We start from the raw sequence: 12446 nt of genomic DNA on the forward strand, positions 1-12446 counted from the left end.
ATAACAAAATTTACATTTACAGGAAATTAGGATTAATGTATATTTTGGGTGAGGGGGTGGAAACATATGGCATGTGGTCCGAAGATCATTATCTTTTTGGATGAACTTGATGATCCAAATTTGAGAATCATTTTAGAATGCAGAATTTAAATTACAACATTGTGTTTTGCTCCCTGTTCGTGTGAACAGGGAGTTTTTTTCGTTTATATAACTGGTGGTGTCCAAATATAAGGTGTTATGAATTCTCCATATCTGCCATCGGCATTTTAAGCTGCTTCTCTATTAGGCTGGTTATCAAAAGCAAGTTCAATGAAAGCCATGAAAGCTGATATCACAACAAGCAAGACATCTGGAATATAAATAGACTGCATAAAGTAATCTGCAAAACAGATCGTTATAAGATTGCTGATAAAATACAGTATAAAAGCAAAAAGTGCAGTCTTTTTCAATGAAAGTGATTTTGCCAAAATGATAGAGATAATCTTTGTGAGTGGGTCTATGATTAATCCTACAGCAAAGCAGGCTAAAATAAATAAAGCTAATGTTTGATTGGAAGCGTATGTGATGCCAAGTATGGAGAATAAGCCTTTCATCCCGAAGAAAAAGCCGCCGAAGATGACTGCAAGCGCAATGGCCGCGATAAAAATGATAGATACAATTCCGATTAATTTTGATCTCAGGTTAAAATCTTTAGAGTGCTCGTTCTGTTCTTTATGGTTCAAGTATGACACTCCCTTCCCCTGCTTACTCATACAAACAGCACCCTTGAATCAGCCCAAAATATCTATAAGTCTGTTTTCTGACGAAAATAGTATAGCATATTTTAACAAAACCAAAAAAGGCCCTTTCCACTGGGGAAGGGCCTTTTTCATCATGTTAACTCCTGAGATTCGCCGAAGCTTTCTCTTTTTTTGGCCAAATAAAATAGCTGGCTGTAATGAGAAAGTCAATTCCTATAATGACAGTCCACAGTTTAAGAATGCCGCTCAATGCTTCGGTTCGGGCAGAGTCATTGATAAAATAGATCATCCCTGCCAATAGTCCCGCACCAATTAAGTAGGCCAGCACATGTCTTAGCCAGCCTTTCGCACCGTGCTTGGCATGGTCCATTCCAAAACGTTTCAGCGGTTTTGTTCCTTTTTTTGTCACATAATATTGAAACTTTTCATCTGCCCATTGAATCATTTGTTTCCCATAAGCGATCGATATACCGATGTAAACAGCTGCAATCCCATGGGCTGCGGTCGCTGAGGCTCCGCGGTAAAGGTCCACACCAGTTGCCGCTAACAAAATCAAATCGATAACTGGAGTTAAGGCAAGGAATAGCAGTCCTAATGTATGTCGTTTGAATACGTAACGTACAGCAAGCCCCAAAACAATGACAACCCAAAACGCAATTTCACAGAAAACAATCATCCATGCGATACCGTTCAATCCATTTCCCTCTTTTCAATACAGTTGTATTATTTAAATAATATGTTACCATCTTTGTTTTTGTAACACAACTGTATTATAAAATTGCCCTCTCATTTTTTTCTTGTTACAATAAAGCTATGCCAAAACAAATTGACCATGAGAAAAGAAGAAAACAAATTGCAGAAGCAACGTGGCGCGTCATTTTAGAACGAGGGATGGAGGGAGCATCAGCCAGAAATATTGCAAAGGAAGCAGGATTGTCATTAGGTGCGCTGCGCCATTATTTCTCTACACAGGATGAATTGCTTGCTTTTGCAATGAAACTTGTCCAAGAAAAGGTGACGGACCGAATTAAGGACATTGCAGTGAGGGATTTGCTCCCTAAGGAAAAAGTGTTGCAAATTTTGCTTGAAATGGTCCCGACGAATGAAGAAACGATTAGAGAGATGGAGGTTTGGTTTGCTTTTACTGCTTACGCCAGACATAAAAAGGATATGTTTGATGCGAATCATGACGGGATTTTCAGCGGCATGCGGAATCTGATTGCCTATTTAGATGAATCCGATTTACTGAAGCCGAATGCTGATAAAGACATTGAAGCTGAGAGACTTTACGCGCTTGTTGACGGCTTGGCTTTACATGCCATGCTTGACCCTGTGCGCGTGAATAAAGACCGAATCAAGCGGGTCATTATGCAGCATGTAGAGTCAATTTGCGTGGAAGATACACGTGAGACACAAAAACGACATCCTTAAGGCACTAGTGCGAAAAGCGATTCTTGTTGGGCATGCGTCCAAAAGAGTCGCTTTTTTATTTTCAAAGAACAAGGATCTCTGAAAAAAATGGAAAACAATCATGCTGTTTGGTAAAGTGGAATGAAAGACGGACTGAGGGGTGAACACTGGTCCATCGTTTAAGAACTTTACATGATAGGGATGGTATAAATGAATCTTACTTACAAGGTGCATCCAATTAAAACAAGGTATCAGGGCTGGACGAATTATTGCTATATCATTGAAGATATTGTAAGCAGATCTGCAATTGTTGTTGATCCCTCATGGGAATTGAGTAAGATAACCACTACACTTTCTGAACTCGAAGCGGAATTAAAGGCAGTCGCATTGACACACTCTCATTATGATCATGTAAATTTGGTAGACCCGCTGACGAAGATGTTTAACGCTCAAGTTTATATGTCAAAAAAAGAAATTGATTATTATCAATTCCGATGCAGAAATTTAATTAGCCTAGATGATCATCAGACAATCAGCATAGGAAACACAAGAGCACAATGCCTTCTCACACCGGGGCATACAGCCGGCGGAATGTGTTATTTGTTTTCTGAGAGTATTTTTACCGGAGATACGGTGTTTACAGAAGGGTGCGGCATATGTGAGGATGATGGCAGCTCTGCGGAAGAGATGTTTGATAGTATTCAAAGAATAAAGTCGGAGGTTTCACCCCATGTACGGGTGTATCCTGGTCACTCATTTGGCAAATCGCCCGGCCATTCGATAAAGGATCTTTATCAGCATAATATTTACTTTCAAATTGATAAAAAAGAATATTTTGTGAAATTTCGCACTCGTAAAAACCAAAAAGGTATTTTTGATTTTAAATAATCCTTCTGAATCTATTATCCTATTTTTCTTCGAATATCTAAATGATTTTTATTTTCGAAAATGATTACATAGAAGGTGTTATTTATTTTGAAAACTCATTTGAAAGAAAATGAAGCGCATTATCATGATATGGCGCCCTATACGTGATCTGGGTCTTTTTTCTTATGTTCTGTTATATCTCCTGATCCTTTATTCCTCAATGGAAAAAAGCAGAAAAACAATCGAGCAAACTGTAGGAAAAATTAACTTGACGGATAATATTTACAGAGGTTACCATCAACATGAACATGCTACTATTTATCCGGTCATCACTATTATAAAATCATACAGAAGTGAAATACATCTACTAATCGGAAGGGTGGCTTTGAGAGAATGATCACATATGTTTTTCCAGGTCAGGGTTCACAAAAACAGGGAATGGGCAGCGGCCTATTCGATGAATTTAAAGAACTGACGGATCAGGCAGATGAGATCTTAGGATATTCTATCAAACGTCTTTGCCTGGAAAATCCTTATTCCAATTTAAACAAAACGCAATTTACTCAGCCGGCATTATATGTGGTAAACGCACTAAGCTATCTGAAAAAAATCAAGGATGAAGAAGTGAAACCTGACTTTGTCGCCGGGCACAGCTTGGGTGAATACAATGCGTTATTTGCAGCTGAAGTCTTTGATTTTGAGACAGGTTTACAGCTTGTCAGAAAAAGAGGCGAGCTGATGAGTCTGATAAGCAACGGCGGTATGGCAGCTGTTATGGGACTAAATGAAGAGCAGGTTGCAAAGGCTCTGAAAGAATATCATTTACATGATGTTGATATCGCTAATGTGAATGCCCCATATCAAATTGTAATTTCAGGAAAAAAAGATGAGATTGAAAAAGCCGCATCTCTTTTTGAAACGATGACTGAAGTTACAATGGTACTCCCCTTAAACGTAAGCGGCGCGTTTCATTCCAGATACATGAATAAGGCAAAAGAAGAATTTGAGGAGTTCCTTCATGCCTTTTATTTTTCGCCTCCGTCTATCCCAGTTATTTCTAATGTGTATGCCAAACCGTATACATACGAATTCATGAAACAGACGCTGGCTGATCAAATTAATCATTCAGTGAAATGGACTGACAGTATAAGCTACTTAATGAAAAAAGGCCATATGGAGTTTGAGGAGGTAGGGCCTGGAAATGTTTTAACTGGGTTAATTCATCGCATAAAGAAAGATGCGGAAGCAATGCCCAGCTAAAGCATTTGCCCCTATGGCCATGTATCTCATCAATCAGGTCTAAACACAGATTTCCTTTCATTTAAGGTATAAAGTTTTAAAGATTCAATCGTTCGATTGACACTGTTTCTAATTGAATAACTTTATATACTGTTACATAAAGAGGCTGATAAATTAAGTTAGACATTTGAACTATGTCAGCCGGTCTGTCAAACCATCGCTCCCACATCTAGATGGTCCATTTTTTAACCGCACCCACCAATCATAGAGTCGATGTTCTTTGCTGATCCTGTTATCATGTTACATCAATTTTGAGATATCAACATACATCTACGATCACGTCATAAATGAACCGCATCCAGAGCACCAATAGCAATCCTTCCAAGTTGAATCTCCTTTACTTTTTCACATATGTCTTTTCCGTTTATTAATTTCATTTCAATCGCTGCTATGTGCTTTAACAACATGCATGGAAATGAGAAATCCAATAGCCGTCATAAATATAAAAAAAGAAGGTTATACACATGAATGAACCGCTTGTTTTTATGTTTTCCGGGCAAGGTTCCCAATACTATCACATGGGGAAAGAACTATTTAAGGAAAATACCGTGTTTCGCCAATCAATGCTTGAAATGGATGCCATTGCAGCACGGCGAATCGGCACATCCATTGTTGAAGAAATCTACCATCCAGGTAAACGTGTGTCAGATCCGTTTGACAGTATTCTTTTTTCCCACCCCGCCATTTTTATGATTGAGTATTCCTTATATAAGGTTTTGGAAGACAGGGGAATTTATCCTGATTACGTATTGGGATCAAGTCTGGGAGAATTCGCAGCAGCGGCAGTTTCTGGTGTGTCAGACGCAGAGGATATACTGGATTGCATACTTGAACAGGCTATTATCATCCAAAATTCCTGCGATAAAGGAAAAATGATGGCCATTCTGGACAAACCGCAATTGCTGAATGATTATCCGCAACTGTTTGGAAATAGTGAACTCATTTCTATCAATTATGATTCGCACTTCGTCATTTCTGGTGAAGAAGATCATATAAGGAAGATTATGGAGGATTTAAAGGAGAAGCAGATTCTTTGCCAGCTGCTTCCTGTGTCCTATGCCTTTCATTCTTCGCTTATTGATCCGGCAGAGAGTGCCTATGCAGAATTTTTAAGATCAAAATCTTTTCAAAAACCGTCAATACCGATTGTATCGAGCTTAACGGGAAGCTGCCTTCACGTAATGGACGAGAATTTCTTTTGGAATGCGGTCAGAAAGCCAATGATGTTTCGTGAAGCGATTCGATATTTGGAAAGCCAGCATACATGCAAGTTTATCGATTTAGGGCCATCCGGCACCTTAGCTGCTTTTGTGAAACAGCTGATTCCGGGTGATTCAGCTGACCGTTGCTGCTCAATCATAACACCATTTCATCAGGAGCTGAAAAATCTGAATACGGTTGAGTATTTCCGTACACCAGAAAGGAAGTTTACAAGATGATTACATATGTCTTTCCAGGGCAAGGCTCCCAGCAAAAGGGGATGGGACAAGGGCTATTTGAACAGTATCAGCATTTGACAGATCAAGCAGATCAAATATTGGGCTATTCAATAGAGAAGCTATGTACCGAAAAATCATATCTGGATGTAAATCATACTGAATACACGCAGCCGGCTTTGTATGTTGTTAATGCACTCAGTTACTTGAAGAGAGTGGAGGAGACCGGCAGAAAACCTGATTTTGCGGCAGGACACAGCTTAGGAGAATACAATGCGCTGATGGCAGCCGGTGCCTTTGATTTTGAAACCGGATTAAGGCTCGTCAAAAAAAGAGGAGAATTGATGGGACGAATTACAGGGGGCGGAATGGCTGCTGTGATCGGCCTGAGTAAGGAACAAGTTACAGCCGTTTTAGAAGAGCACCGTCTTTATGACATTGATGTGGCAAATGAAAATACGCCCCGGCAAATTGTGATTTCTGGCCCGAAAAACGAGATTGAAAAAGCTCGGGCTGTTTTTGAAAACACCAAGGAAGTAAAGCTGTTTCATCCATTAAATGTGAGCGGAGCTTTTCATTCCAGATATATGAATGAAGCCAAACAGGTATTTAAGCAATATATTGACTCATTCCAGTTTGCACCTTTGGCGATCCCGGTTATCTCCAATGTCTACGCAGAGCCATACCATCAAGACAGATTAAAAGATACATTATCTGAACAAATGGACAACACAGTGAAATGGACGGACAGCATTCGTTTTCTGATGGGAAGAGGAGAAATGGAGTTTGCAGAGATTGGGCCTGGAACTGTTTTAACCGGTCTCATTCATCGGATTAAAAATGAAGCTGAACCATTGACATATATACCGAAAAAGAACCCCGCGATCAGTGCGCATCTAAAGGAGCAACGCAATGTTCAAGCTGGGATTACGGCAGAATCTTTAGGAAGTGCTGAATTTAAACAAGATTATCATCTTACATATGCTTATCTTGCAGGAGGAATGTACCGCGGCATTGCTTCGAAAGAAATGGTAGTAAAGCTGTCAAGAGCGGGAATGATGGGGTTCTTTGGCACAGGAGGTCTGAGCCTGAAAGAGGTTGAAGATGCGATCCATGCTATACAAGGTGAATTAGGGAAAGGACAAGCCTACGGCATCAATCTGGTCCACAATATGAAACATACTGAATCAGAAGAAAAAATGATCGATCTTTTATTGAGGAATCAAGTGAGCATAGTGGAGGCTTCAGCATTTTTAAGTGTCACTCTCGCATTAGTAAGGTACCGCGCAAAAGGAGTGAAACGAAATCAAAATGGTGACGTTATATGCTCAAATCGTCTCATAGCAAAAATATCACGGCCGGAAGTTGCAGAATCATTTCTGAGTCCTGCGCCTGAGAATATGCTGCAAAAGCTTTTAGGAGAAAATAAAATCACTATGAACGAAGCTGAGTTGTTGCGGTGCATTCCGATGGCTGACGATATTTGTGTAGAAGCTGATTCAGGCGGTCATACAGATGGCGGTGTAGCATACAGCCTGATGCCGGCGATGACATCTTTAAGAGATGAAATGATGAAAAAATATCAATACCGGAAAAAAATAAGAGTTGGTGCAGCTGGAGGAATTGGAACACCTGAGGCAGCGATGGCGGCTTTTATGCTAGGGGCTGATTTTATTCTAACAGGCTCAATCAATCAATGTACGGTTGAGGCGGCAACAAGTGATAAAGTAAAGGATTTGCTTCAGCAGATGAATGTACAAGATACAGCCTATGCGCCTGCAGGTGATATGTTTGAATCGGGCAGTAAAGTGCAGGTGCTAAAGAAAGGCGTGTTCTTTCCCGCACGGGCAAACAAGTTATATGAACTGTACCAGCGGTATGGGTCTATACGTGAGCTGGATGCAAAGATGCTGGCCCAGCTTGAGGAGAAATACTTTAAACGCAGTATAGAAGACATATATAAAGATATTGCATTGCATTATCCCGCGGCAGACATTGAGAAGGCTGAACAAAACCCGAAGCATAAAATGGCTTTGATTTTCCGATGGTACTTCAGATACAGCTCAAAATTGGCAATCAGCGGAAGCGAACATTCGAAGGTCGATTATCAAATTCACTGCGGTCCCGCGCTGGGAGCCTTTAATCAATGGGTTAAAGGGTCGCAATTAGAAAATTGGCGAAACCGCCATGTGGATGAAATCGGGAAAAAATTAATGACAGAAACGGCAGTATTGCTTCATGAACGGATGCAATCGATGTATCAGCCGTCGCATGAAACAGACAACATAAAAATAAAAGTTTGAATATTATGAAAATATACCTATAAAAATCATTAAAATAATCCCTTGAAGGAGAGAGCGCATTATGGATAAACAGAGAATCTTTGAAGTACTAATCACCAATATTTGCGAGGTGCTTCCTGAATTAGACGGACACAGATTTGAGCCTGAAGATCAGTTAGTTGAATTAGGAGCTGACTCTGTAGACAGAGCTGAAATTATCACGATGGTGCTAGAGGATTTATCGTTAAAAATCCCTCGCATTGAGCTATCCGGGGTGAAAAACATCGGTGAATTAGCTGAGGTGCTTTATGACAAAGTGCAATCTGCCTGAGGTAGTGGTGACCGGTGTAGGCGTCACGGCCTCTATCGGTCAAGGGAAAGAGGACTTTGCTTCCTCACTGCTGTCCGGCAAACATGCCTTTGATGTCATGAAGCGTTCAGGCAGACAAAAAGACAGCCGGTTTATCGGAGCCGAAATTGCGTCATTGTCTTATCCTGACCGACTCTCTAAAAAAATGTTGCGAAAAGCATCATTCTCCAGCCGCGCTGCATTGGTAACTCTCACAGAGGCTTGGGAGGAGGCTGAATTGGACGATGCAGATTCCTCACGTATCGGACTGGTTGTTGGCGGATCAAATTTTCAACAGAGAGAAAACTTTGAAGTTTATGAAAGGTATCAAGACCGCTCCGGTTTTATTTCTCCGGCGTATGGTCTGTCTTTCATGGACAGCGATCTTTGCGGGATATGTACAGATCAGTTTGGCATCACGGGATTAGCATATACGGTGGGAGGAGCCTCGGCCAGCGGCCAGTTAGCAGTCATTCATGCGATTCAGCAAGTCCTGTCAGGCGAAGTTGATACTTGCATAGCACTTGGTGCTTTAATGGATCTTTCTTATATGGAATGCGAGGCGCTAAGGGCTTTAGGCGCTATGGGGACGGACAAATATGCTGATGAACCTGAAAAAGCGTGCCGTCCCTTCGATCAAAACAGAGACGGGTTTATCTATGGAGAATCGTGCGGTGCATTGGTAATAGAACGAAAGGAGACGGCTTTACGAAGAGGTCTCAAACCTTATGCAGAATTGTCTGGCTGGTCAATCAAACTGGACGGAAACCGGAATCCTGATCCTTCATTAGAAGGAGAGATTCATGTCATCCAGCAGGCACTGGAGCGTGCCAGGCTTTTACCAGAAGATATTGATTATATTAATCCTCATGGAACAGGCTCTTTTATTGGAGATGAAATAGAATTAAAGGCGCTCCGTGCATGCCGGCTTTCCCATGCTTATATCAATGCAACAAAATCGATAACCGGACACGGGCTTAGTGCGGCGGGCATCGTAGAGATTATTTCTGTTTTGCTGCAAATGAAAAAATCTGCCCTGCATCCGAGCCGGAATTTGGATCATCCAATCGATGATTCCTTTCACTGGGTAAATGAGAAATCGATTTCATACCGCATCAAAAATGCGCTGAGCTTAAGCATGGGGTTTGGCGGAATGAACACCGCGGTTTGTATACAAAACATTGAGAAATGTGGAGGCGAATCATAAATGGTTTCAGCCGGAATAGAAGCGATGAATGTCTTTGGCGGAACGGCATACCTTGATGTCATGGAGCTGGCCCAATACAGACACTTAGATACTGCGAGATTTGAAAACTTATTAATGAAAGAAAAAGCGGTAGCACTGCCTTATGAAGATCCCGTGACCTTCGGAGTCAATGCAGCTAAGCCGATTATTGATGCTTTATCTGAAGCAGAGAAGGATCGGATTGAATTGCTGATCACTTGCTCTGAATCCGGGATCGACTTTGGGAAATCGTTAAGTACATATATCCATGAATATTTAGGTCTCAACCGCAACTGCCGTTTGTTTGAGGTTAAACAGGCGTGTTATTCAGGGACAGCGGGATTTCAGATGGCGGTGAATTTTATATTATCCCAGACTTCTCCGGGTGCCAAAGCACTGGTTATCGCCAGTGATATTTCACGTTTTTTAATCGCTGAGGGCGGAGACGCTTTAAGCGAAGATTGGTCTTATGCGGAACCGAGCGCCGGAGCGGGAGCGGTGGCCGTTTTAGTTGGCGAAAATCCCGAGGTGTTTCAAATAGATCCCGGAGCAAATGGTTATTACGGCTATGAAGTGATGGACACGTGCCGCCCCATTCCCGACAGTGAAGCGGGAGATTCTGATCTGTCTTTAATGTCATATTTGGATTGCTGCGAACAGACCTTTCTGGAATATCAAAAGCGTGTACCGGGTGCCAATTATCAGGACACGTTTCAATATCTTGCTTACCATACGCCCTTTGGCGGGATGGTGAAAGGTGCGCACCGGACAATGATGCGTAAGGTGGCGAAGGTGAAAACATCCGGGATTGAGACGGATTTTTTAACTCGGGTAAAACCAGGTTTAAACTACTGTCAACGGGTTGGAAATATTATGGGGGCAGCCTTGTTTCTGGCATTGGCCAGCACGATAGACCAAGGGAGATTTGATACGCCTAAACGAATTGGCTGTTTTTCCTACGGATCCGGCTGCTGTTCTGAATTTTACAGCGGAATTACAACTCCGCAAGGCCAGGAGCGTCAGCGAACATTTGGTATTGAGAAGCATTTGGATCGCCGGTATCAGCTCTCCATGGAAGAGTATGAGCTATTGTTTAAGGGGAGCGGGATGGTGCGGTTTGGGACGCGCAATGTAAAGCTGGACTTTGAGATGATACCGGGCATCATGCAGTCCACTCAAGAGAAGCCGCGCTTGTTTTTAGAAGAAATTTCTGAGTTTCATCGGAAGTACAGGTGGATCTCGTGACCTATCAAACGATAAAGGTCCGCTTTCAAGCGTCGGTTTGCTATATTACCTTTCACCGTCCTGAAGCGAATAATACGATTAATGACACGCTGATAGAAGAATGCTTGCAAGTGTTAAACCAATGTGAAACATCAACGGTGACGGTTGTCGTTTTAGAGGGGCTTCCCGAGGTGTTTTGTTTCGGAGCGGATTTTCAAGAAATCTATCAGGAAATGAAAAGGGGCAGAAAACAGGCAAGCTCCCAAGAGCCTCTCTATGATTTGTGGCTGAAATTGCAGACCGGCCCTTATGTCACGATTTCGCATGTCAGGGGAAAAGTGAATGCCGGCGGTCTAGGATTTGTATCTGCCACAGATATTGCCATTGCTGATCAGACGGCGTCATTCAGTCTCTCTGAGCTGCTATTCGGCCTGTACCCTGCTTGTGTTTTACCGTTTCTGATTCGCCGTATCGGCCGGCAGAAAGCGCATTATATGACGCTTATGACAAAGCCGATTTCCGTTCAGGAAGCCAGTGAATGGGGGTTAATAGATGCTTTTGATGCTGAAAGTGACGTGCTGCTGAGAAAGCATTTATTGCGTTTGCGGAGGCTGAATAAAAAAGGAATCGCACATTATAAACAGTTTATGAGCTCACTTGATCATCAAGTCAGTCGTGCGAAAGCTACCGCTTTAACTGCAAATCAAAACATGTTTTCTGATCCTCAAAACCAAATGGGAATCATCAGGTATGTTGAAACAGGACAATTTCCATGGGAGGATCAGTAACCGTTTCAATCAGAACCGTTAGGAGGACATCATGACGCATTCTGTTGTAGAGCTTATCGAAATTGAATCCGCCATTATTCAGGTAAAGATGCAAGATCGCACTCATAAAAACGCGTTTTCACAAGAACTTACAGATGGTCTAATTCAAGCGTTTGAATACATACGGCAGAACCCCAAATACAAAGCGGTTATTTTGACAGGATATGATAATTATTTTGCTTCAGGAGGAACGCAAGAAGGACTGCTTCGAATTCAACAGGGATTAACCAAGTTCACTGATGACAATCTTTATTCTCTGGCGCTGGATTGTGAGATTCCAGTTATTGCGGCAATGCAGGGCCATGGAATTGGAGGCGGCTTTGTCATGGGGCTCTTTGCTGACATTGTCATTCTGAGCAGAGAAAGCGTGTATACGGCTAATTTTATGAAATACGGATTTACGCCTGGAATGGGCGCTACCTTTATCGTTCCTAAAAAACTGGGTTTCAGCCTGGCCCAGGAAATATTATTGAATGCGGGCAGCTACCGCGGAGCTGATCTTGAAAAAAGAGGGGTTCCCTTTAAGGTGCTGCCCCGTGCAGAAGTGTTAGATTATGCAGTGGAGCTGGCGCAAGAACTTGCGGAAAAGCCGAGAAACTCACTGGTTACACTGAAAGATCATTTGGTTGCCCCGCTTCGCGATCAGCTGCCGCGCGTCATTGAACAGGAATTGATGATGCATGAGAAAACATTTCATCATGAAGAAGTCAAAAGTAGAATCAAAGGCTTATATGGTAATTAACTGAAAATATATATAAAATTTTGCAGGTGAAATGGAGGCAGCGTG

13 protein-coding genes are annotated in these 12446 nt (G+C 42.0%); 11 read left to right on the forward strand and 2 right to left on the reverse strand.

The window, feature by feature from the left end:
• Positions 1-266 precede the first annotated feature (266 nt).
• Together NSQ12_RS09425 and NSQ12_RS09430 are read right to left on the reverse strand one after the other, a co-directional pair.
• Positions 267-722, reverse strand: a complete 456-nt coding sequence (locus NSQ12_RS09425) for a regulatory YrvL family protein (protein WP_198878788.1) — start codon at positions 720-722, stop codon at positions 267-269.
• Positions 723-876: 154 nt separating this feature from the next.
• Positions 877-1434, reverse strand: a complete 558-nt coding sequence (locus tag NSQ12_RS09430; RefSeq protein ID WP_086343851.1) for a hypothetical protein — start codon at positions 1432-1434, stop codon at positions 877-879.
• A gap of 119 nt (positions 1435-1553) precedes the next feature.
• Between NSQ12_RS09430 and NSQ12_RS09435 the strand changes: the two genes are divergently transcribed.
• From NSQ12_RS09435 to NSQ12_RS09485, 11 genes are all read left to right on the forward strand, one after another.
• The gene (locus NSQ12_RS09435) at positions 1554-2171 is read left to right on the forward strand and encodes a TetR/AcrR family transcriptional regulator (RefSeq protein ID WP_029317807.1); all 618 of its coding nucleotides are present in this window, start codon (positions 1554-1556) and stop codon (positions 2169-2171) included.
• 189 nt (positions 2172-2360) lie between these two features.
• Positions 2361-3038 carry an MBL fold metallo-hydrolase gene (locus NSQ12_RS09440; protein ID WP_003231824.1) on the forward strand — a complete coding sequence of 226 codons (678 nt, stop codon included), beginning with the start codon at positions 2361-2363 and terminating at the stop codon, positions 3036-3038.
• 109 nt (positions 3039-3147) lie between these two features.
• A complete protein-coding gene (locus NSQ12_RS09445) occupies positions 3148-3414 on the forward strand; it encodes a hypothetical protein (protein WP_120028100.1) in 267 nt (88 codons plus the stop codon).
• Positions 3411-4277, forward strand: a complete 867-nt coding sequence (gene fabD / locus NSQ12_RS09450) for an ACP S-malonyltransferase (protein ID WP_160221594.1) — start codon at positions 3411-3413, stop codon at positions 4275-4277. Before NSQ12_RS09445 ends, fabD (NSQ12_RS09450) begins: the two co-directional genes overlap by 4 nt.
• Before the next feature lie 503 nt (positions 4278-4780).
• Positions 4781-5755 carry an acyltransferase domain-containing protein gene (locus NSQ12_RS09455; RefSeq protein ID WP_038428989.1) on the forward strand — a complete coding sequence of 325 codons (975 nt, stop codon included), beginning with the start codon at positions 4781-4783 and terminating at the stop codon, positions 5753-5755.
• On the forward strand, positions 5752-8055 hold the full coding sequence (gene fabD / locus NSQ12_RS09460) for an ACP S-malonyltransferase (protein WP_160221595.1): 2304 nt from the start codon (positions 5752-5754) through the stop codon (positions 8053-8055). Before NSQ12_RS09455 ends, fabD (NSQ12_RS09460) begins: the two co-directional genes overlap by 4 nt.
• Before the next feature lie 61 nt (positions 8056-8116).
• The gene (locus tag NSQ12_RS09465) at positions 8117-8365 is read left to right on the forward strand and encodes an acyl carrier protein (RefSeq protein WP_003231809.1); all 249 of its coding nucleotides are present in this window, start codon (positions 8117-8119) and stop codon (positions 8363-8365) included.
• A complete protein-coding gene (gene pksF, locus NSQ12_RS09470; RefSeq protein WP_204551497.1) occupies positions 8343-9590 on the forward strand; it encodes a beta-ketoacyl synthase N-terminal-like domain-containing protein in 1248 nt (415 codons plus the stop codon). The genes NSQ12_RS09465 and pksF overlap by 23 nt, the downstream gene beginning before the upstream one ends.
• Positions 9591-10853, forward strand: coding sequence for a polyketide biosynthesis 3-hydroxy-3-methylglutaryl-ACP synthase PksG (pksG, locus tag NSQ12_RS09475; protein WP_204551498.1), 1263 nt, complete (start codon positions 9591-9593; stop codon positions 10851-10853).
• Entirely contained in the window at positions 10841-11620 is a 780-nt protein-coding gene (locus tag NSQ12_RS09480) for an enoyl-CoA hydratase/isomerase (RefSeq protein ID WP_128740340.1), read from the forward strand. Before pksG ends, NSQ12_RS09480 begins: the two co-directional genes overlap by 13 nt.
• A gap of 31 nt (positions 11621-11651) precedes the next feature.
• The gene (locus NSQ12_RS09485; RefSeq protein WP_015715915.1) at positions 11652-12401 is read left to right on the forward strand and encodes a polyketide synthase; all 750 of its coding nucleotides are present in this window, start codon (positions 11652-11654) and stop codon (positions 12399-12401) included.
• The last annotated feature ends 45 nt before the right edge of the window (positions 12402-12446 follow it).

The sequence above is a fragment of the Bacillus sp. PS95 genome (assembly GCF_037963565.1).
GTDB classification, from domain to species: domain Bacteria; phylum Bacillota; class Bacilli; order Bacillales; family Bacillaceae; genus Bacillus; species Bacillus subtilis.